The sequence below is a fragment of the bacterium genome (genome assembly GCA_016873475.1).
Classification (GTDB): Bacteria; Krumholzibacteriota; Krumholzibacteriia; order JACNKJ01; family JACNKJ01; genus VGXI01.
On sequence record VGXI01000033.1, the window covers coordinates 1 to 21986 of the forward strand.

The following is a 21986-nucleotide window of genomic DNA, read 5'->3' on the forward strand; positions in this document are numbered from 1 at the left end:
CCCCGCGTCTTCCGCTTCATCCAGGGGCCCATCTTCACCAACGTGCTGCTCGCCGACGAGATCAACCGCACGCCGCCCAAAACCCAGGCCGCGCTGCTGCAGGCGATGCAGGAGTACCAGGTGACGGCCGGCGGCCACACCTACCAGCTCGAGCGGCCTTTCTACGTGCTCGCCACGCAGAACCCGATCGAGCAGGAAGGCACCTACCCGCTGCCCGAGGCCCAGCTCGACCGCTTCATGTTCAACGTGCGCGTCGACTACCCGAGCGAGAGCGAGGAGCGGCGCATCGTCGAGACGACGACCACGGGCGGCGCGCCGCAGCTCACCGCCGTGCTCAGCGCGCGCGACATCGTCGAGCTGCAGCAGCTCGTGCGGCGCATCCCCGTCGCCGAGCGCGTGCTGGCCTACGCCGTGCGCCTCGCGCGGGCGAGCCGCCCGGACGCCGCTGCGCCCGACTTCGTGCGCGAGTTCATCGCCTGGGGCGCGGGGCCGCGCGCCGGGCAGTACCTGATCCTCGGCGCCAAGGCGCTGGCCGCCCTCGAGGGCCGCGCCGCGCCGGGCATCGACGACGTGCGCGCGGTGGCGCCCAGCGTGCTCCGCCACCGCCTGGTCACCAACTTCAACGCCGAGGCCGAGGGTGTGGACGCGGATGCCGTCGTCGCGCGCCTCCTGGCCGGCGTGGCCGATTGATCCCTCCCGCCGCCAAGCAAGGAGCCGCATGTACCGCAAGATCGAGGACTTCGAGAAGAGCTTCGCCGCCAACAGCGAGGCCACCGGCAAGGTGTTCGCCGCGCTCACGGACAAGAGCCTCGGGCAGGCCGTGGGCCCGGGCTTTCGCACCCTGGGCCAGCTCGCCTGGCACCTCGTCACCAGCTACGCGGAGATGATGCCGCGCACGGGGCTGACCGTGAAAGCCGTCGACGACAAGAGCATGCCGCCGGCCAGCGCCGACACGATTCGCGCCGGCTATGCGGCCGTCACCGAGGAGCTGGCCGCGGCGATCAAGGCCAACTGGAACGACGCCTCGCTCGAGGTCATGGACGACATGTACGGCGAGCAGTGGCCGCGCGGCTTGACCCTGAGCATCCTGCTCAACCACGAGATCCACCACCGCGGCCAGATGACGGTGCTCATGCGCCAGGCCGGCCTCGCGGTGCCGGGGGTGATGGGGCCGAGCAAGGAGGAGTGGAGCGCCTACGGCATGGAGGCGCCGCCCTACTAGCGGCTGCATCGACGCGCGGTGCTGGAATGGCAGCCCCCGCCGCCGCGCCGGCCGGGTAGCCGCCCAGCCGCATTGCCGGTGCACGCCGCCTGCGCTATACTCGTTTCCGACCCGGGAGGTGCGGAGATGAAGAAGGCGCAGGCGGCTCTTCTTTGCCTATTGGGCGTCAGCGCAGCACCGGCCATGGCGGTGACGATTCGGGTTCCATCCCAGCAGGCCACGATCCAGGCCGGCATCGACGCGGCAACGAGTGGTGACACGGTGCTCGTCGCTGCCGGGTGGTATCAGGGGGCGGGCAACTGCAATCTTGAGTTGCGCGGACGAAACCTGGCCGTCATCGGCGCGCAGGGCGCCGCCCAGACGACGATCTGGTGCAGCGGTTCAGCCCGTGCGTTCCACATTCACCAGGGGGAAACCGCCGCCGCGCTCGTGCAGGGCTTCACCGTGCGTGCGGGAGCCGGCGGCGCCAACCCGGCGGCCGGGGGTGCGATTCGCATCGCAGGGGCTTCGCCTACTCTCCGCGACCTCATCATCAGGCAGTGCAACTCGCCTACATGGGGTGGCGGCATCCACCTTTACCAGTCCGCTTCAATACTGACGGGGATCGTCCTCGAGGACAACCATGCCACCAATCACGGTGGTGGGCTGTCCTGCGAGGAGTCTTTGCTGACCATGAGCGACATCGTCCTTCTCGACAATGATGCGACGAACGGCGGCTCCAACTATGGCGGCGGCATCTATCTCCTCAAGTCCACGGTGAATGCCGTGCGCTTGACGGCGGCGGGAAACAGCGCCGACTACGGCGCGGGCATCTTCGTGGACTCCTATGGCCACCTGAATCTGGCCGAGAGCCTAGTGGCCTTCAATACCCTGGGGGACGGAATCTACCGCCGCGCCAACACGAGTGCCGCACTGACTTGCTGCGACGTCTTCGGCAATGAGGATGGCAACTTCGCCGGCTCGATGGTCGATCCAACTGGCACCGCCGGCAACCTCTCGCTCGATCCCTGGTTCTGCAATCTGGCCGGGCGCGATGTCGAGCTGGATGCGCAGTCGCCCTGCCTGCCCGCGAACAATGCCTGCGGTTTGCAGATCGGCGCCCGCGGCCAGGGTTGCGCGCTGCTCCACGTGCAGATCGCCGGCACGATCCGCGACGAAGCCTCGCTGCCGATTCCCTACGTGGCGATCGGCGGCCTGCCCTTCACGACCCCCGAGACGGACATCACCGGCAGCTACGCGATTGACCTGCTCGCTGGCTGGAGCGGGACGCTGACTCCCGCGCATCCCGCCTACAACTTCCAGCCGGCCTCGCGGAGCTATGCGAACGTGGTCACCAATCAGCTTGGGCAGGACTACACAGGCACGCACGCCACCAAGCATCAAGTGCCCGAGGACTACTCGACGATCGCCGCTGCCCTGGCGGCCTGCTTGCCCGGCGACACGGTGCTCATCGCACCCGGCACCTACACGGGCAGCGGCAACTACGGATTGACACTGCCGGCATTCGACATCGTGATGCTTGGCACCGGAGGCTCTGAGCAGACCATTCTGGACTGCGATCTTCGAGGCCGCGGCCTCGTTGTGGGGGGTGGTCAGACCCCGGCGACCCTGATCGCCGGGCTGACGATTCGCCGTGGCTACACCACGGGTGTGGCGACAGCCGCCGGCGCCGGACTCCGCATCATCGACGCATCGCCCACGCTGCGCGACCTCCGCGTGGAGGACTGCACCGCGTGGACCTGGGGCGGCGGCATCCATCTCCACGCTTCCGAGGCCCAGCTCGCGGAGATCATCATCGCGGGCTGTTACGCTCATACCTGCGGCGGCGGGATCTCGATGAGCGAGTCGAGCCCTGTGCTGCGCCAGGTGCTCGTGCACGACAACACGTCGGGGGACTGGGGTGGTGGGTTCTACTGCCTCGATTCCTCACCCGTCATCGAGTCTTGCACGGTCGTTGCCAATGACGGACCCGCGGGCGGCGCGGGTCTGGCTCTTGCGGGAGGCAATCCCCAGATCGTAGCGAGTGTGATCGCCTTCAACGGCGTGACGCCCAGCGAGGGGGGCATCCATGGACTCAGTCCACTGCCGGCGCTCACGATCACTTGCAGCGACCTCTGGGGCAATGCCGGCGACGCCTACACGGGCACGCTGGCGGACTTCATGGGCGGGGAAGAGAACCTCGCCGTCGATCCCCTCTTCTGCAACCTCTCCGCGGGCGATTGGCATTTGCACGCGGAGTCTCCCTGCCTGCCGGGCGGAAACGGCTGCGGCCTCCAGATGGGAGCGCTGGGGCAGGGTTGCGCGGCGCCGCTCTACGAGATTGCCGGCGACGTATGCACTGAGAATGCTCTTCCGATTCCGGGGACGGCGGTCGAGGGACTGCCGGTGCCACTCTGGGTGAATGAGGATGGCCGCTACAGCGTCCACCTGCCAGCAGGCTGGAGTGGCACGCTCGATCCTGAGCACACGAGCTGGCTCTTTTCGCCCACCCAGCGGACCTATACGGCCCTGGCCGCCGATCATTTGAATGACGACTACCTCGCCGATCATCCCACGCAAATCGTGATCCCGACGGACTTCGCCACGATCCAGGCCGGCCTGGACTACGCCCAGACGGGGGACACGATCACCGTGCTGCCGGGCGTGCACGAGGTCTCCGAGACGGTCAGCGCTTCTCTCGACTTCCACGGCAAGGCCGTACTCCTGCGCTCGTCGGGCGGCCCGGAGGTGACGACGATTACCAGTTGGGAGTACTGCATCCGCTTCGTGAACGGAGAGGGTCCGGGTTCCATTGTCGATGGTTTTACGGTGACCGGATCCTGGAGCCCGCACTTCGGCGGCATCCAGTGCACGAACGGCAGTTCGCCTACGCTACGGAACTTGGTATTCACCGAGAACTCCACCGGGCTGAGGCTCGATGCGGGTACCAGTCCCACGGTCACAAACTGCCTCTTCACCGGCAACTCCAACTACGGCGGTGCCGGCCTGTACTGCGAAGACTCGGCGCCGACCTTCGTGGGTTGCGAATTCGCGCAGAACAGTGCCTTCATGGGTGCAGCCGTTTTCAACTACTACGGCAGCCCGCGCTTCCTCGGCTGCACCTTCCGCCAGAACGCGGTGACCGCAGGCTGGGTGGATGAAGGCGGATACTGGAGCGATGGTCAAGGTGGGGCAGTCCTCGCCTGGGGCGGTTCGCCACGCTTCGAGGATTGTCTCTTCTACGGCAATGGTGCAAGTAGCAGCTACGGCCGGCCCGGATACGGCGGCGCTGGCTACTTCAGCCATGGCGCGAGCCCGGAGTTCAGCCGCTGCACCTTCGTTGCCAACGGCGCCGACACGCAGGGCGGTACCATTTTCGTCGAGGACGCCGCTCCGCGCTTCGAGGATTGCATCGTCGCCTTCGCGACCGAGCACGGCGGCATCTTCGACGCGAGCGAAACGAGCGCCGTGCAGCTCGTTTGCTCGGACGTCTACGGCAACACGGGCGGCGACTACCTGGGCAGCCTCGCAGACCAAACCGGGCTGAGCGGCAACATCGCCGCCGATCCGCGATTCTGCGACCTCGCCAGCGCGGACCTCACGCTGGAATCGACTTCACCCTGCCTCCCGGACTACAACAGCTGCGGCGTACAAATGGGTGCCTTTGGTGAAGGCTGCGCGGGGGGGACGGCGGCCGAAGGCGAACTCCCCCAGCGCATTACCCTGGCGCAGAACCATCCCAATCCCTTCAACCCGAGCACGAGCATTCGCTTCGGGCTGCCGGCCGCGGGGAGCGTTACGCTGGAGATCTTCGACGTCGCGGGCCGGCGGGTGACCGCGCTGATGGAGCGGGTAGCGCTACCCGCGGGTTGGCACGAAGCGGTCTGGAACGGCCGCGATGCCGCGGGCGAGGAAGCCGCGAGCGGGATCTATCTCCTCCGCCTGGACACGGGCGAAATCGAACTCCACCGCAAGCTCACCCTGCTGCGATAGTCAACGCAGTAGTACCAGGCGGCGCGTGAGGCGCTCGCCCGCGATATCGACCCGTGCGAAGTAGACGCCGCTGGCCAGCTCGGCCGGCGGCGTCCACGTTGCGGCCTCGGCGTTCGCGGCCAGGGGCAGCGTGTCGACGCGCCGGCCCGCGAGGTCGAAGAGCTCCACCGTCGTCGCCGCCGGCGCCGCGGCGGCGAGCCGCAGGGTCGTCTCCCCGCGGAATGGGTTGGGCCAGGCCGCGAGGTCCATCCCGGCTGGCAGCGGATCCACGCCGCTGCCCGGGAAGAGCTCACTCATGGCGACACCCGTCGCATACTCGGTGGTGAAGCCCAGCAGGAGCCCGATGCTGGGCGCGACGTCGATCGTCTCGCGCGGCGTGGTCGAGACCAGCCCGGCCGGCGTGTCGGGGCCGACGGCGAGGAGCTGCACGCGGCGGCAGCCCGCGCAGCCGTCGCCGTGGCCGGTCCAGTTCGTCGTGTGCCGGCCGTGGTCGTTGGTGACGAACAGCGTCGTCTTGCCGGCGTAGGCCGGAAGCTCCTGCAAGCGCGCCCAGAGCGCGCCGACGATGGCGTCCGCCGCCTCGATCGCGGCCAGGTAGTTGGTCCAGTTTCCCGCGTGGCCGTAGTGGTCGACGTCGGCCAGGTAGATGAGGAGCAGCTCGGGGCTCTCGCCCGCCAGCACCGACTGCGCTTCGGCCCAGACGCTCGCGTCCGTGTAGCCGGCCATGTCGTAGAGCGGCCACCAGTCGGGCCCGTAGTCGGGGTGCATGCTGCCGCGCCAGGGACAGCCCACGTTCTTGAGCACGTAGATGCAGTCCTCGGGCGCCTTCTGCTTCTGCTTGCGGAAGTACTCGAAAACCGTGGGCAGGGCCGTGTAGTTGTTGTTCGCGCCGCCGCAGTCGGGATCGACGAACTCGAAGATCTCCGTGTAGCCGCCGCACCAGATGGCCGGCACGGCGCGATTGGTGTAGGTGATGCCGAGGTTGAGGCAGGTCTCGACGAGCGCGCCCTGCGCCGCGAGCGCCGCCATCTGCGGGACGTGGGCCTGCGTCGGGTCGCCGAGGCCTTCGCTGTAGCGCAGGCCGTCGATGATGACCAGCACGGCGCGCTCGGTCTGGTAGCCCCAGGCGGGCGCGGCGAGCAGGAGGAGCAGCAGCAGGGCAGGGGCACGGCGCATCCCATCACCTCCGGGCAGGCCACGAGTGTAGACCATCCCCGGCCGGCGGGCAAACGCGCAGGCGGAATCGCTGGTGGAGGCGGGCTAGCCGGCGGAGCGCGGCGCCTCGCTCGACGCGGACAGCTCGGCCTTGAGCTGGACCACCCAGGCCTGCACGCGCTCGCTGGTGAGCACGGCCTGGCGGTCCTCGTCGATGACGAGCCCGAGGAAGCGACCCTTCTTGACGCCCGTCGACGCCTTGAAGGCGTAGCCCTCGGTGGGCCAGGCGCCGATCAGGTGTGCGCCGCGCTTCTTCAGCTTCTTGGCGAGGGGCGCGAGGGCGTCGGCGAAGCTCTTCTCGTACTTCTTCTGGTCGCCGAGGGCGAAGACCGCGGCCAGCTTGCCCGTGAGCTCGATGCCCTCGGTCTTCAGCGCCTCGAGGAAGGGATACCAGTCCTCCTGGAGCTTGCCCTTCTCGTAGGTCGGCGACCCGAAGATGATGAGCGCGTAGGGCGCGAGATCGGCCACCGTGGACTTGCGCACGTCGTGCAGGACCGCCTCCTTGCCGAAGGCGCGCTGGATCTTGCGCGCGACCTGCTTGGTCGCGCCCTGGGAACTGCCGTAGAAGATGCCGACTTCAGTCATGGCCCCCGCTCTCTGCTTGTGACATAATGGGGCCGCTGGTGTAACCCGTCAAGACAGCGCCAGTTATGAAGATCACGGGATCCGGATAGCGCCCGCCCAACCCGCCGCCAGGAGCCGCGCGTGCCCGTCGCCACCCGCCTCGGCCGCTTCCTCGAGCCCGAGACGCTCAGCCGCCTCGACAGCATGGAGCTGATCGCCCGGCTCGTCGTCGAGGGCTTCATCGCCGGCCTGCACCGCAGCCCCTTCCACGGCTTCTCGGTTGAGTTCTCCGAGTACCGGGCGTACAACCCAGGCGACAGCGTGGGCAGGATCGACTGGAAGGTCTACGCCAAGACCGACCGCCACTACGTCAAGCTCTTCGAGGAGGAGACCAACCTCCGCGGCACCCTGCTGCTGGACGGCAGCCGCTCGATGGACTTTGCGGGCGACGCGGGCCGCGTGACCAAGTTCCGCTACGCGAGCATGCTGGCCGCGGGACTTGCCTACCTGCTGATCCGACAGCAGGACGCCGTCGGCCTGATCACCTTCGACGAGCGGATCCGTCAGGTGTTGCCCGCGCGCAGCGTACGCCGCCACCTCTACGACTTGCTGACCACGATCGATCAGCAGAGGCCAGGCGGCCTCACCGACGTCGGCGCGACCCTGCACCGCGCGGCCGAGCTGGTCAAGCGGCGCGGGCTCGTCATCCTGATCAGCGACCTGCTCGACGAGCCCGAGCGCGTGCTGGCGGGCCTCAAGCACTTCCGCCACCGCGGCCACGAGGTGCTCGTCTTCCACGTGCTCGATCCCCTGGAGCGCGACCTCGACCTGCGCCGCGAAGTGCGTCTGGAGGACCTCGAGACCGGCGAGACCCTGCGCACGCAGCCCTGGTTCATCCGCCGCGAGGCGGGCGAGCGGGTCGCGGCCTGGGTCCAGCAGCTCGAGAGCGAGTGCCGGGAGCACCGCATCGACTACGTTTCGCTCACCACCGACACACCCTTCGACGTTGCGCTGCGCCGCGTGCTCGACCGCCGCGCCCGCCAGCGCTGAACGCGCCGCGCAGGCGACGCGCCGGTGGGTGACAAGCGCCGCCGTTCCTGCTAGGCTCCCCGTGGACCCGGCACGGCAGGAGGCGCGCCATGGTGCGGGATGAGGGTGGCTACGACGGCTTCGTCGCCGAGTTCTACGATCACGTTCCCCCCTATGCCGACCGCCGGGATCTCGAGTTCTACCGCGCGCTGGCCGCCGCGGCGGGCGGCCCGGTGCTCGAGCTGGGCTGCGGCACGGGGCGCGTGATGCTACCGATGCTGCGCGCGGGCGCCGAGGTCTGCGGGATCGACAGCTCGCGCGGCATGCTCGCTGTCTGCGTCGAGAAGATCGCCCGCGAACCGGAGACCGTTCGCCGGCGCGCGCACCTCCTGCTGGCCGACATGCGCAACTTTGCGCTCGGCCGCCGCTTCGCGCTCGCCGTCGCGCCCTTCCGCAGCTTCCAGCACCTGCTCACCGTCGAGGACGAGCTGGCTTGCCTGGCTTGCGTGCGCGCGCACCTGAACACCGGCGGCCGCCTGGTGCTCGATCTCTTCAACCCCTCGCTGCGGTTCCTCATCGACCCCAACCGCGAGGAGGTCCTTGACGAGGAAGCGCCCTTCCGGATGCCGGACGGCCGGCAGGTCCGACGGGGCTACCGCATCGTGAACCGCGATTTCGCCGAGCAGTGCTCGGAGGTGGAGCTGATCTACCGGGTCGGCTACCCCGGTGGTGGCGAGGATAAGCTCGTGCACAGCTTCCCGATGCGCTGGCTCTACCGCTTCGAGGCCGAGCACTTGCTCGCGCGCGCCGGCTTCGCCGTCGAGGCGGTCTACGAGGATCACGCCGGCACCCCCTTCAGCGGCAAAGACGGCGGCGAACTGCTGCTCGTCGCCCGCCGCGACTGAACGCCGCGCCCGCGGGCGCAGGAGGCTGCATGAGCGCTGCGAAGGAGTCCACCGTCGTCCTCATCGCCCGCGCGGGCATGGGCGATGCCGAGCCCGAGCTGCAGGAGAAGCTGATCAAGACCTGGCTCAAGGTCGTGGAGGCGAACGGGCACCTGCCCGAGGTGGTCTGCTTCTACGCGGACGGCGTCAAGCTGGCCCTGGACGGCTCGCCGGTGCTCGAGGAGCTGAAACGCTGGGAGGCGGTGGGCGTCCACCTCGTGCTCTGCAAGACCTGCTTGGACCACTTCGAGGTGCTCGACCAGGTGGCCGTCGGGGTCGTGGGCGGGATGGGCGACATCGTTGCGGCCCAGCTCGGCGCGGCGAAGGTGATTCCGCTCTAGCCCGCCGGGATCTTCGTCGACCCGCGAACGCTCCGGCCGGCAGCCGTGTCTCACCTGCCGAGTACATGGACAGCGACGGGAGCCGCCGTGCCGGACAGCGAACTCATCGCCGCGGCCCTGCGGGGCGAACGGACGGCCGAGCGGGCGCTCTACGACGCCCACGTCGACCGCGTCTACCGCCTGGCCTATCGGATGAGCGGCGACGCGACCCTCGCCGAGGACTTCACCCAGGAGACCTTCGTGCGGGCCTTCGCCTACCTGCCCGGTTTCCGCGGGCAGGCCGCCCTCTCGACCTGGCTGCACTCGATCGCCAGCTCCGTCGTGCTCAACGGCCTGCGCAAGCTGAAGGCCCGCAGGCACTGGGCCATGGAGCCCGCCGAGGAGTGGGAGAGCGTCGTCGACCGCAGCGCCCCTGACCGCGAGCTGCGCCTGAGCCTGCTTGCGGCGGTCGATCGCCTCCCGGACGAGCTGCGGATGGTCTTCCTGATGCACGAAGCGGACGGCTACACGCACACGGAGATCGGCGAGATCCTCGGCATCCCCGAGGGCACCTCGAAGGCCCGCCTGCACCGAGCGCGCGCCGAGCTGCGCGCGCGCCTGGGCGAGCTGGACCCCGATCGCCGCCGCGCGCGCGGGCAGGAGGCGCGATGAACACGCCGGGCGACCGCCACCACGACGACGAGAGCCGTCTCGACGCCCTCATCGCCGAGACCCTCCGCGACTACCACCGCCCGCCGGAGGCGCCGCGCGATCGCCTCTGGGCGCGCATCGAGGCCGAGCGCGGGGCGCGCGAAGCGCGGCCGCGGCCGCAGTGGCGCTCGCCCTGGCTCTGGCTGCCGGCTGCCGCCGCGGCGCTGCTCCTCGTCGGCATCATGATCGGGCGCGACACGCTGCGCGAGGACGCCGAGCGCGCCCTCGTCGGCCAGGCCGAGGAGCACGGGCGCGAGAAGGCGGCCCTCATCTACCGCCTGGCGTCGACGCCGGTGCTCGCGCGCAGCGAGGCGCTGCTCACCCAGTTCCGCAGCGCGGCCTGGCCGCCGGGCGCGGATAGCGAACAGGCCGGCTGGGCGAAGGAGCTGCTGCTCGAGGCGCGACTCCTGCTCGACTCGCCCGCGGCCGCCGATCCCGAACTGAAGCGCCTGCTCGAGGACCTCGAGCTGATTCTGGTCCAGATCGCCGAGGCATCGGCCAGCGGCGATCCCACCGAGCGGGCGCTGATCACCGAGGGTCTCGAAGCGCGGCGGCTCCTGCCCCGCCTGCGCGAACGGATTCCCGCTGGCGACATCCCCCAGGGTGTCTAGGAGGTAGACGATGCACAGGAACCATCCTCGCGGGACGCCCGGTCTCGGCCGGACACTGCTCGCGGCGCTGCTCTTCGGCGCGCTGCTCGCGCCGGCCCTGCGGGCGGACGAGATCGAGGAGGCCTTCCTCGCTGCGCGGCGCGAGCTGAATGCGGCCCAGTACGAGCGCGCGGTGGCGGCCTTCCAGGCGCTGCGCGCGCGCTTCCCCGAATCGCGCTTCACGGCGGACGCGCTCTACTGGGAGGCCTTCAGCCGCAGCCGCCGCGCCGCCAGCGACGACCTGGCGCAGGCACTGGACTTGCTCGCCGAACTCCAGGCCGACTTCCCCAAGGCCGAGCACCTGGCCGACGCGCGCGAGCTCGCCCTGCGCCTGGAGACCCAGCTCGCCAAGAGCGGCGACGCGGCAGCGGCCTACCGCGTCACGCGCGAGGCCGAAGAGCTGGCCGCGCAGCTCGCCCAGACGGACGAGCGCAAGCGCCGCGGCGCGAAGAGCGATCCCGCCGAGGCCGAGCTCGAGCTGCGCATGACCGCGCTCAACGCCCTCATGCAGATGGACAGCCAGCGCGCCTTGCCCATCCTCAAGAGGTTGCTCGCCGAGCGCACGCCGGCGACTGGCGCGCTGCGCGCGCGGGCGCTGTTCATCCTCGCGCAGCACGATGACCCCGCGGTGCCCGCGTTGCTCGTGCAGACCGTGCGCGAGGACCCCGATCCCGAGGTGCGGCAGATGGCCATCTTCTGGCTCGGCCAGGAGGACAGCCCTGCGGCGATGGGCGCGCTGAAGGAGGTGCTCGCAGATCCCAAGACGGACGCCGAGTCGCGCGAGCAGGCCCTCTTCGCCGTCTCGCAACAGGAGAGCGACGAGGCGCTGGCCGTGCTGCGCCAGGTCGCGCGCGATCCCAAGGTCGATGCCGAGAGCCGCGGGCGGGCGATCTTCTGGATCGGCCAGCGCGGCGGCAAGCAGAGCGCGGCGACCCTGCGCGAGCTCTACGGCCAGCTCGAGGACGCCGAGGTGAAGGAGCAAGTGCTCTTCGCTGCCTCGCAGTCGGGCGCGGAGATGCAGGGCTGGCTGCTCGAGGTGGCGCGCAATCCCAAGGAGTCGCTCGCGCTGCGCTGCCGCGCCGTCTTCTGGGCCGGGCAGCTCGGCAGCGTGCCGGTGGCGGACATCTTCGGGCTCTACCAGTCGAGCGCCGATCGCAAGCTGAAGGAGCAGGTGATCTTCACGCTCTCGCAGCAGAGGGGCGACGAGGCGGCCGAGAAGCTGATGGCGATCGTCCGCCAAGAGCAGGACCCCGAGTTGCGCACGATGGCGGTCTTCTGGATCGGCCAGTCGCAGCACCCGCGCGCGGCCGAGTTCCTCGAGGAGATCATCAACAAGTAGGAGGCTGCGCTGCTCACCGCCCCGACCCTGCTGCTCGTCGCGACGCCCCGCACATCTTCTTCGCGGACATCCTACCGCCCTCGATTGCCGCAGTCGATCAGATGCTGTATGCTGGAGACGCTCGACCGGTAATGCCGGACGCGCCCGCGGGTCGACGTCCAGCAAGCAATCGGTGCTGGCGACCGGCAAATGGAGGAGGTGGACGATGACTCGGCGCCGATCGTCTCCAGCGTTAGCGCTCTTCCTCGGTCTCCCCCCCACGCCGGCGGCTGCGCAGCCGGCGGACGAGATCATCGGCTGGGGGAGCCAGAGCCTCCGCGATCCGACCCGGCTCGAGGGCGTGGTCGCCGTCGACGCCGGCGGCCAGCACAACATCTGTCTGGGCGCGGACGGCAGGCTCATTGCCTGGGGACGGGGCGACAGCGGCCAGTGCAATCCCCCGGTACCGGCGGGCAGGTTCCTGGCGGTGTCGGCCGGGAGCGAGTTCTGCATTGCCTTGCGCGCGGACGGCATGATGATCGGCTGGGGTGACAACGAATACGGTCAGAGCAGCCCGCCGCCCCATACGGAGGTCATCCGGATCTCCGCGGGCGGCGGCCATGCACTGCTCCTCAAGAGCAGCGGACGGATTCGGGGCTACGGCCGGAACGACTATGGCCAGAGCGTGCCGCCCATTGGTTGGGACTTCGCAGAGATTGCGGCGGGCAGTATCCACAGCCTGGGTCTGCGGCGGGAGGGAGCCCTTGCGGCCTGGGGCTGCAACACCGACGGCCAGTGCAACATCCCGGAGCCGAATGCCGACTTCACGGCCATCGCCGCCGGTGGCGCGCACAGTCTCGGGCTCAAGACCGACGGGTCGATCGTCGCTTGGGGGAGCAACGGAGATGGCCAGTGCGATGTGCCCACGCCGAACGCCGGGTTTATCGCCATCGCCGCGGGCGGTGCGCACAGCCTGGGCCTGAAGGCCGACGGCTCGATCGTCGCCTGGGGGCGGAACAGCGAAGGGCAGTGTCAAGTCGTCGAGCTCAACACGGGATTCGTGAGCATCACCGCCGGAGGAGCGCATAGCCTTGCCCTCCGTAGCGACGGTTCCTGTGCCGCCTGGGGCAGCAACGCCTACGGCCAGGTCGGCGCACCCACGAATCCAGCGGGCTGGCTCGAGGTCAGCGGGGGCTTCGGATTCAGCCTGGCGCTGGGCGCGGACGGAGTCATCGCGGCTTGGGGCAGGAACGATCTCGGGCAGTGCACCCTGCCCGAGCCAAACGCCGGATTCACCGCAACCGATGCGGGCTACTATCATTCGCTCGCGCTGCGGGCAGATGGCTCCATCGCCGCCTGGGGCCTGAATGCCCAGGGGCAGTGCACGATCCCCGGTCCGAATTCGGGATTCGCGGCGGTCTCGGCCGGCGGGCGGCATAGTCTGGGCCTGAGAAACGACGGCGGTATCACTGCCTGGGGATACAACATCGATGGCGAGTGCAACGTACCGGTGCCCAACCGCGACTTCACCGCCATCGCCGCAGGTGGATACCATAGTCTGGGGCTGAAGCAGGACGGTCGCATCTTGGCCTGGGGATTCAACCCCCTCCACCAGTGCAACGTGCCGGTGCCGAATAGCGGCTTCGTGGCCGTGGCCGCCGGGATCTATCATAGCCTGGGACTCCAGGCAGACGGGCGGATCATCGCTTGGGGCAGCAATCACTTTGGGCAGTGCGACGTGCCGGCTCCCAATGCGGGATTCGTTGCCGTCGCGGCCGGTCCATGGACCAGCTTCGGCGTCAAAGCCGATGGACGCATCGTTGCCTGGGGCCGGAATAACTTTGGCCAGTGCGCTGTGCCCTTGCCGAATCACGACTACACGTCCGTGAGCGGCGGCGAGACGCACACGGTAGCCCTCAAGGGAGGTGGGTTGCTGCCGCGCTCGCGGCCGCCCGAGACGACACGCTCGAGCGCTGCCTCGCTGCAACTCCACGGCCTGACTCCCAATCCGGTCGGGCCGCAAGCGAAGGTCGTGTTCGAGCTAGCGCGGGAGGCCGCCGTGGCGCTCGAGGTTTTCGACGTGCGCGGCCGGCGGCTGCTTGAACGCCCACTTGGCACCAAGGCGCCTGGCCGCCACGTCGTCCTCTGGGATGGCCGCGACGTGGCAGGCTCGCGTCTCCCTGCTGGCGTCTATCTCATCCGGCTGCGCAGTGAAGAGGGTATGTCGGTCTGCGCGAAAGCCGTGCTCCTCAAGTGATGGCCAGCGCGAGCGGCTGCTCGCGCCCCGGCCAGCCCACAGCCCAGGCTGGACTCGCGACTCCGAGTTTGGCCTTGAGTCCCGGGTTTGCCCGCGCTAGAGTCTCCGGAGTCCTGGACCGCCCTGCCCGCCCCGTGCGGGCAGGTTCGTCTAGGGCCAGTCCCTCGGGTAACGAGGCCGGAAACTCGCCAAGGAGGGAGCCATGGCCAGCGGGACGACTCCCAGGGGATTGCCTCTGGATGAAGCCACGATCCAGGAGCGGCTCGCCGCCGCTCGCCAGCGCCTCGAAGCCGAAGCCGGGCTCGTCGACACGGGCAAGCGCCGGCACTACGCGACGCCGAAGCAGCGGCCCTTCCTCGCCCACGAGTGCGCCGAAACGACCCTGCTCTTCGGTGGCCTCACCTGGAAGCACGACCAGCTGATCCAGTCCGCGCTCGAGTCGCTCGGCTACCGCTGCGCCGCGCTGCCGACGCCGGACGTCGCCGCCTTCCAGATCGGCCGCGAGTTCGGCAACAACGGCCAGTGCAACCCGACCTATTTCACCGTGGGCAATCTCGTGCAGTATCTGCAAGGGCTCGAGGCGCAAGGCCTCAGCCGCGCGGAGATCGCCGAGCGCTACGTCTTCTTCACCGCGGGCGCCTGCGGGCCCTGCCGCTTCGGTATGTACGAGAACGAGTACCGCCTCGCCCTGCGCAACGCCGGCTTCGAGGGCCTGCGCGTCATCGTCTTCCAGCAGTCGGGCGGGCTCGACCAGGAGCAGGCCGAGGCCGGGCTCGCGCTGAACCTGGACTTCTTCCTCGCCATTCTCTACGCGATGATGCTGGGCGACCTGCTCGGCGAGGTGGCGAACCAGATCCGTCCCTACGAGCGCGAGACCGGGGCCACCGACCGCGCGCTCCGGGCCGCGGTGGACGACATTGGCGCCACCCTGCGCGCGCGCCGGCCCTTCGTGCTCGCCGCGAGCCGCGGTCGCGCCCTGCGCCGCCTGCCCGGCGGCCGGCGATTGGACGGCTGGGCGAAGTTCCTCGCCGCGCTGCGGGACGAGGCGCTGGTCGCCGCCGCGGCGCGGGCCCGCGCGCGCTTCGACGCGGTCGCCATCGATCCCCTGCGGGCCAAGCCGCGCGTCAAGGTGACCGGTGAGTTCTGGGCGCAGACCACGGAGGGCGACGGCAACTTCAACATGTTCCGCTTCCTCGAGCGCGAGGGCGCCGAAGTGCTCACCGAGCCCGTGGCGACCTGGATCCTCTACATGGTGCAAGGCGCCCAGAACAAGATCCGCGACCGCAAGGGCCTGGCCGAGGGCTTCGTCGTGCCGAGCTGGCGGCGGCCGCGAGCGCGCGCCGGCGTCGAGTGGCGCGCCTGGCGGCAGATCCGGCGCCTCGATCTCGCGGCCCGCCTCTTCGAGCGCGAGTACGCGCGCTTGCGCCTGGCCCTCGGCGGCACGGCGCACGCGCCGGTGGATCAGCTCGAACTGGAGCGCATGGGGCATCCCTTCTACAACAGCCGCGCGGGCGGCGGCGAGGGCCACCTCGAGGTCGCCAAGAACATCTACTACCACAACAAGGGCCTCGCCCACATGGTGCTCAGCCTGAAGCCCTTCGGCTGCATGCCTTCCACGCAGTCCGACGGCGCGCAGGCCGCCGTGCAGTCGCGCTTCCCCGACATGATCTACCTGCCGATCGAGACCTCGGGCGAGGGCGAGATCAACGCGCACAGCCGCGTGCAGATGGCCCTCGGCGAGGCGCGCGTCAAGGCGCGCGAGGAATTCGAGCGCGCGGTGGCGGCCAGCGGCTACAGCCTCGAGGCGTTGCAGGCGGGGCTCGCGCGCGTACCCGAGCTGGCGCGGCCGCTCGCGCGGCTCCCGCACCGCCCTGGCATCGTCGGACGCGCGGCGCTGACTGCCCTGGCGCTGGGCGAGCGCTTGCGCGCCGCGGGCGTCGCCGACGCGGCGCCGCCCGCCGCCACGCTCGCCGCCGCCGGAGGCCTCAAGTGAGCCGTGCGGCGCCGCTGATCGCCGGGCTGGACGTCGGCTCGACCACGGTCAAGGCCGTGGTCTGCGAGCCGGGCGGCCGCGTGCTCTGGCGGGACTACCAGCGCCACTTCACGAAGCAGCCCGAGAAGGTGCTGGAGTTCCTGACGCGCATCGAGAGCGAGCTTGGCCTCGCGCCCGAGCGGCTGCGCCTCTTCCTCACCGGCTCCGGCGGCGCCGCGCTCGCGCGGCACCTGGGCGGCAAGTTTGTCCAGGAGGTCACCGCGGTCAGTCTGGCGGTCGAGCGCTACTGCCCCGAGGCGAACTCGGTGGTGGAGCTGGGCGGCCAGGATGCGAAGATCATCGTCTTCAAGGCGCCCGAGGGCGAGGGGCGCAAGAAGAAGATCCCCTCGATGAACGACAAGTGCGCGGGCGGCACGGGCGCGGTGATCGACAAGATCAACGCCAAGCTCAGGATCCCCGCCGAGCAGCTCGCCGACCAGGGCTACGCGGGGATCAAGCTGCACCACGTGGCCGGCAAGTGCGGCGTCTTCGCCGAGACGGACATCAACGGCCTCCAAAAGCAGGGCGTGCCCACGGGCGAGCTGATGGCCTCGCTCTTCGAGTCCATCGTCCAGCAGAACCTGTCCGTGCTCACGCGCGGCCACACGCTGCGGCCGGTGGTGCTGCTGCTCGGCGGGCCGAACACTTACATCCGCGGCATGGTGGAGGCCTGGCGCGCGAACATCCCGGCGATGTGGGAGGAGCGCAAGGTCGCGGTACCCGACCGCCCCGTCGAGGAACTGATCGTGGTGCCGGAGAGCGCGCAGTACTTCGCCGCGCTGGGCGCCGTCGAGTTCGGCCGCGAGGAGGAGGCCGCAGTCGGCGCCTACCGGGGTCGCGCGGCGCTCGAGCGCTACCTCGCGGAAGGGCGTGAAGCCGAGAAGCAGGCGCGCGGCTCGCGCGCGCTCTGGGCGAACGAGGGCGAGCTGGACGCCTTCAGGCAGCGCTTCCGCCGCGAGACCTGGCAGCCCGCGCGCTTCACGCCGGGCGAGACCGTGCGCGGCTTCGTCGGCCTGGACGGCGGCTCCACCTCGACCAAGGCCGTGCTGATGAGCCCCGAGCGCGAGCTGCTCGCCAAGGCCTATCGCCTCAGCCAGGGCAACCCGATCGAGGACAGCATGGAGATGTTCCGCCTGCTCTGCGAGCAGGTGGAATCGCAGGGAGTGCGACTGGAGGTGCTCGGCCTGGGCACCACCGGCTACGCCAAGGACGTGCTCAAGGACGCCCTCGGCGCCGACGTCGCCCTCGTCGAGACCGTGGCCCACACGAAGAGCGCGCTCCACTACTACGACGACGTGGACGTCATCTGCGACGTGGGCGGGCAGGACATCAAGCTGATCCTGCTCAAGAACGGCCAGGTCAAGGACTTCAAGCTCAACACCCAGTGCTCGGCCGGCAACGGCTACTTCCTGCAGAGCGCGGCGGCGGGCTTCGGCTTCGCGGTGGAGGACTTCGCCGAGGCCGCCTTCAGCGCCACGGCGATGCCGACCTTCGGCTACGGCTGCGCGGTGTTCATGCAGTCGGACATCGTCGACTTCCAGCGCCAGGGCTGGCGGGCCGAGGAGATCATGGCCGGCCTCGCCGCCGTGCTGCCCAAGAACATCTGGCTCTACGTGAGCCAGATACCGAACCTCGCCAAGCTGGGCCGGCGCTTCGTGCTGCAGGGCGGCACCCAGTACAACCTGGCCGCGGTGAAGGCGCAGGTGGACTTCATCGAGGGGCGCTTCGCGGGTAAGGACGAGGCGCCCGACGTCTTCGTGCACAAGCACACGGGCGAGTCGGGCGCGATCGGCGCCGCGCTCGAGGCGGCGCGGCTCTGGGGCGAGGGGCGGCCCACGCGCTTCATCGGCCTGGACGCGGTGGCGAGGATCGAGTACACGACCCGCCGCGACGAGAGCACGCGCTGCTACTTCTGCAAGAACAAGTGCCTGCGCACCTTCATCGACGTGGCGACGGCCGGCGGCGCGGGCGAGGGCCAGGCCTTCAGCTACAAGCAGGGGCCCGAGGAGCCGCACGCCGCGCGCATCCGCACCCCCGAGGAGCCGGTCGCGGCGGCGGTCAGCGCGCCGGCCGCCCCGCCGGCGCCGCCGACGCAGCGCATCATCATCGCCACCTGCGAGAAGGGCACGGTCGAGGACGTCGCCGACATGCGCGAGATCAAGCGCGGCCTCGACGCGGTGAAGAAGGCGAACCCCGACCTCGTCGCCTATGCCGCGACGAGCGCCTTCGCCTCCTGGTCGCCACAGCCGGCGCCGGCGGTCGACGGGCGCTTCCCCTGGCGCAGCCGCGAGGCGAGGGCGCGCGCAGCGGCGCGCGCGCGGCGGGCGCGCCTGCGCATCGGCCTGCCGCGCGTGCTCAACCTGTACTCGCTGGCGCCGCTCTTCACGGCCTACTTCGAGAGCCTGGGCGTGCCGGCCGCGAACCTCGTCTGGTCCGACTACACGAGCGAGGAGCTCTACCGCGCCGGCGCCAAGCGCGGCGCCGTCGACCCCTGCTTCCCGAGCAAGCTGGGTATCCCGCACGTGCATAACCTGCTCCTGGTCAAGCACGCCAAGCAGCCGCTGGACCTGATCTTCTTCCCGATGATCGACGACCTGCCCAGCGACCTCCTCGGCTGCGTGGGACACCGCTCCTGCCCGACGGTGGCGACCACGCCTGAAGCCGTGAAGGCGGCCTTCACCAAGGAGAGCGATCTCTTCGCCGAGGCGGGGATCGCCTACCTCGACACCTTCGTCAATCCCGGCGAGCCGAAGCTCTGCGAGCGGCAGCTGCTGGCCGCCTTCGGCGAGCGCCTCGGCCTGACCGAGGCCGAGAATGCGCACGCGGTGTCCGAGGGCTACCGTGCCCTCGCGCGCTTCATGGCCGACCAGCGCGAGCGCGGGGCCGAGGTGCTGCGCCGCCTCGAGATCGAGGATCGCCTCGGCATCGTGCTGCTCGGACGGCCCTACCACAACGACCCGGGCATCAATCACGGCATCCTCGAGGAATTCCAGAAGCTGGGCTACCCGATCCTGAGCCAGGCCGCCCTGCCGCTGGAGCCCGAGCGCCTGGCGCGGCTCTTCGGCGAGGACCTCACCGCCGGTCGCATCGCCGACCCGCTCAGCGTGGCGGACGTCTGGGCCAACAGCTACAGCGAGAACACCAGCTTCAAGGTGTTCGCGGCCAAGTACGTGGCGCGGCACCCGAACCTGGTGGCGCTGGAGCTGTCCAACTTCAAGTGCGGCCACGACGCGCCGATCTACGCCCTCGTCGAGGAGATCCCCGAGGCTTCCGGCACGCCCTGCTTCAGCTTCAAGGACATCGACGAGAACAAGCCCGCCGGTTCGATCAAGATCCGCGTCGAGACGATCGACTACTTCCTGCGCACGCACCGCGAGCAGCTCGTCAGGCAGCGGCACAAGCGCGAGCGGGTGGAGCGGGAGCTGGCCGAGCTGGAGCGCCGTCTGCGCGGCGGCGAGCCGGCGGGCGCGCCCCACGAGCATGCGCAGGTGGACGCCGAGGCGGAGTCCGCCGCGGCCGGCCGGCGGGCGTCCTGAGGAGGCGAGGTGGCGCGGCTCGAGTCGGACAAGATCATGTTCGAGATCTACCGCGAAGCCGGCTACGACCGCCGCTACCGGGTGGTCTACTTCACCGAGCTCAGCGAGCGGAGCCGCGACCTCGAGATCGGCCGCGCCCTGGCCGGCGAGCACGTGCTGGACGGCTTCATCGCTCTGGAGCACGGCGAGCGGGCCAAGGCCCTGATCGCCGCCCTGCTCGAGCGGCTGAACGCCGGCGAGGCGGTCAGCCGCGAGGAGCTGGCCGCCGCCCTGGCCGAAATCGCCGCCTGAGCTCCTCGCCGCCGGCGCCCATCCGCCCGGCAGCCCCGGCGGCGATCCGCATCCTTAGCTTGCCAGTTTCGGCAGCCTCCGCTTACTCTGCGGCCGGCCTTGACCGATCCGGGCGCCGTCCGGCGCCGCCCGGCAGTGAGGACGAGGATGCCCGCCGCGACGCCCCCGCCGCTCTTCGAGAAGACGCTGCGCCTGGAATTCCGGCCCGAGCGGGTCTTCGCGGCGCTCAGCGAAGCCGAGCAGCTCATCATCTGGTTCACCGAACTCGCCGACGTCACGCCGCGCCTCCACGGCAGCTACGCCTTCTGGGGCCGCTACACGCTCTGGAGCGAGAAGCGGGTCTCGGGCGGGCAGTACCTCACCCGCTTCGAGGCGCCGGGCCAGCTCTCCTTCCGCTGGGATCTGGCCGCCCTGCCGACGGAGGTGCACCTGGACCTCGAGGGCAGCGAGCGGAGCTGCCGCCTGCGCCTGCGCCACGTGCTGCTCGGCGAGAGCGTGGAGCCGCGCACCCGCGAGATGTTCGCCGACTTCTGGCGCATCGCCCTGCTCAACCTCGGCTGGTACCTGGGGACCGGCGGGCCCATGCTGCGCCTCGACTACACGAAGGCCAGGGGCGATGTCGAGCTGGAGCTGCCCCTGGCCGCGCCGCCGCCGCAGGTCTTCCAAACCCTGACCCTGCCCGCGCGCATGGACGCCTGGCTCTCGCGGCGAGCCAAGGTGGAGCTGCGCGTGGGGGGCGTCTACGACTTCGGCTGGACGGAGACCGTGGACGGAGTGGCCGTGCCCGCCGGGCCGACGGTGCTCAAGGAGCTGGAGCAGGACGCCCTCATCGCCTACGGCTGGCGCTGGCCCGGCGAGCCCGAGACGAGGGTGCGCTGGGCCCTGCTGCCCGAGGGCTCGGGCTCGCGCGTGAAGCTGAGCCACACGGGCTTCTCCACCGACCGCGACTCCACCGACTACAAGCAGGGCTGGGCGGCCTTCCTCTGCCTGCTCAAGCTCTACATCGAGCGCGGCCTGCGCTGGGACTAGCCCGCCCCCGGGGGCGGGGACGCTGCGCGGGCGCGCAGGCCGGTCCCTGCGACTAATAGAGCGACTTCAGCGCTCCCCAACTGCCTTCGGATGCAAGCGGCGTGAAGACGTCGATGTCTTGGCAGCAGGCCGACGCCGCTTCATCGGTGTAGAGGCCGATCGACGGCGAGCCGAGGTGACAATCGCACCAGTTCGAGCAGTTGAACGTGTGCCGGCCGCCCAGCACCTGGATCTCCTCGGCCCCGTCGGCGTCCACGACCTTCAAGACCCCCCAGGAGTCTTCAACGACATCGATGACGTAGTCAGACGGGAAAGGCTGCCAGGCGATGAACTCCAGGCGACCGAGGACGGCCAGCGGGCCTGCGAGCGGTTCCTGGAAGGCCAGAGCGATGCCCGTCTCCAGCTTTCCGATGACGGGCTGCGTGTTCCAGTGTTCGGTGACCTGGGCCATTGCCGCGCCGGGCAGGTGGTCGATGGCGAACTCGGCCGCAAGGATGGCCTCGACCCAAAGTCCGAGGTTGCAGACGACGTAAACCTCCGCCGGCTGGTAGTCCGCGAGCGAGCCTCCCGGGAGCGTGAGGAGAAGGAGCAGTGCCAACGACATCCTCACGAGGCCACCTCCGCGAGCCGCAGCTTCACGCGTGAAGTCTACCGCTGTTTCCGAAGTGCCGCCGGGAATTCCTCCTTGCGCTGGCATCACCATGGGCTATATTTGCATCGCCATGCAAGCAAAATCAGCAGACGGTGCCGCCCTCGACGGCCTGCTCAGTCCGGCGCTCTTCAAGGCGCTCGGCGACCCGAACCGTCTCGCCCTGCTGCTGCGCCTCGCCGCGGCCGGCGGGCCGGCCACGGTGAGCGCGCTGCGCGGCTGCTGCGAGCGGGACCTCTCCGTGGTC

The 21986-nt window shown here is 69.9% G+C and carries 17 protein-coding genes; 14 read left to right on the forward strand and 3 right to left on the reverse strand.

Annotated elements, in window-relative coordinates; all coding sequences use genetic code 11:
• The 3 genes from FJ251_04685 to FJ251_04695 form a co-directional block, all read left to right on the forward strand.
• Positions 1-690: MoxR family ATPase (locus FJ251_04685; protein MBM4117029.1), on the forward strand; the 690-nt coding region annotated here is incomplete at its 5' end.
• 28 nt (positions 691-718) lie between these two features.
• Positions 719-1222, forward strand: a complete 504-nt coding sequence (locus tag FJ251_04690) for a hypothetical protein (GenBank protein ID MBM4117030.1) — start codon at positions 719-721, stop codon at positions 1220-1222.
• Between the two features lie 126 nt (positions 1223-1348).
• A complete protein-coding gene (locus tag FJ251_04695; GenBank protein MBM4117031.1) occupies positions 1349-5194 on the forward strand; it encodes a hypothetical protein in 3846 nt (1281 codons plus the stop codon).
• Here FJ251_04695 and FJ251_04700 read toward each other — a convergent pair whose 3' ends face one another.
• Positions 5195-6406 (reverse strand): T9SS type A sorting domain-containing protein, encoded by a 1212-nt coding sequence (locus FJ251_04700; GenBank protein MBM4117032.1) that lies wholly within the window; start codon positions 6404-6406, stop codon positions 5195-5197. It lies immediately after the preceding gene.
• A gap of 48 nt (positions 6407-6454) precedes the next feature.
• Positions 6455-6994 carry a flavodoxin gene (locus FJ251_04705; protein MBM4117033.1) on the reverse strand — a complete coding sequence of 180 codons (540 nt, stop codon included), beginning with the start codon at positions 6992-6994 and terminating at the stop codon, positions 6455-6457.
• Between the two features lie 183 nt (positions 6995-7177).
• Here FJ251_04705 and FJ251_04710 point away from each other — a divergent pair, with 183 nt between their 5' ends.
• The 11 genes from FJ251_04710 to FJ251_04760 all read left to right on the forward strand — a co-directional run bounded on the left by FJ251_04710 (position 7178) and on the right by FJ251_04760 (position 21090).
• Positions 7178-8023 (forward strand): DUF58 domain-containing protein, encoded by an 846-nt coding sequence (locus FJ251_04710; protein MBM4117034.1) that lies wholly within the window; start codon positions 7178-7180, stop codon positions 8021-8023.
• An 89-nt stretch (positions 8024-8112) separates the two neighbouring features.
• Positions 8113-8907 (forward strand): class I SAM-dependent methyltransferase, encoded by a 795-nt coding sequence (locus FJ251_04715; GenBank protein MBM4117035.1) that lies wholly within the window; start codon positions 8113-8115, stop codon positions 8905-8907.
• Between the two features lie 29 nt (positions 8908-8936).
• Positions 8937-9287, forward strand: a complete 351-nt coding sequence (locus FJ251_04720) for a hypothetical protein (protein MBM4117036.1) — start codon at positions 8937-8939, stop codon at positions 9285-9287.
• A gap of 9 nt (positions 9288-9296) precedes the next feature.
• Positions 9297-9938: an RNA polymerase sigma factor gene (locus FJ251_04725; protein MBM4117037.1), complete on the forward strand. Its 642-nt coding sequence runs from the start codon at positions 9297-9299 to the stop codon at positions 9936-9938.
• Complete coding sequence (locus FJ251_04730; GenBank protein MBM4117038.1) at positions 9935-10588, forward strand: hypothetical protein; 654 nt, start codon at positions 9935-9937, stop codon at positions 10586-10588. Before FJ251_04725 ends, FJ251_04730 begins: the two co-directional genes overlap by 4 nt.
• A gap of 10 nt (positions 10589-10598) precedes the next feature.
• Entirely contained in the window at positions 10599-11966 is a 1368-nt protein-coding gene (locus FJ251_04735; protein ID MBM4117039.1) for a hypothetical protein, read from the forward strand.
• Between the two features lie 205 nt (positions 11967-12171).
• Positions 12172-14202, forward strand: a complete 2031-nt coding sequence (locus FJ251_04740) for a hypothetical protein (GenBank protein ID MBM4117040.1) — start codon at positions 12172-12174, stop codon at positions 14200-14202.
• Between the two features lie 202 nt (positions 14203-14404).
• Complete coding sequence (locus FJ251_04745; protein MBM4117041.1) at positions 14405-16195, forward strand: activator of (R)-2-hydroxyglutaryl-CoA dehydratase; 1791 nt, start codon at positions 14405-14407, stop codon at positions 16193-16195.
• A complete protein-coding gene (locus FJ251_04750) occupies positions 16192-19770 on the forward strand; it encodes a CoA activase (protein ID MBM4117042.1) in 3579 nt (1192 codons plus the stop codon). Before FJ251_04745 ends, FJ251_04750 begins: the two co-directional genes overlap by 4 nt.
• Positions 19771-19779: 9 nt before the next feature.
• Positions 19780-20061, forward strand: a complete 282-nt coding sequence (locus tag FJ251_04755; protein ID MBM4117043.1) for a hypothetical protein — start codon at positions 19780-19782, stop codon at positions 20059-20061.
• 147 nt (positions 20062-20208) lie between these two features.
• Entirely contained in the window at positions 20209-21090 is an 882-nt protein-coding gene (locus FJ251_04760; protein ID MBM4117044.1) for a hypothetical protein, read from the forward strand.
• Between the two features lie 52 nt (positions 21091-21142).
• On the opposite strand, the gene FJ251_04765 is transcribed toward FJ251_04760, so the two are convergent.
• Positions 21143-21688 (reverse strand): hypothetical protein, encoded by a 546-nt coding sequence (locus tag FJ251_04765; GenBank protein MBM4117045.1) that lies wholly within the window; start codon positions 21686-21688, stop codon positions 21143-21145.
• Between the last annotated feature and the right edge of the window lie 298 nt (positions 21689-21986).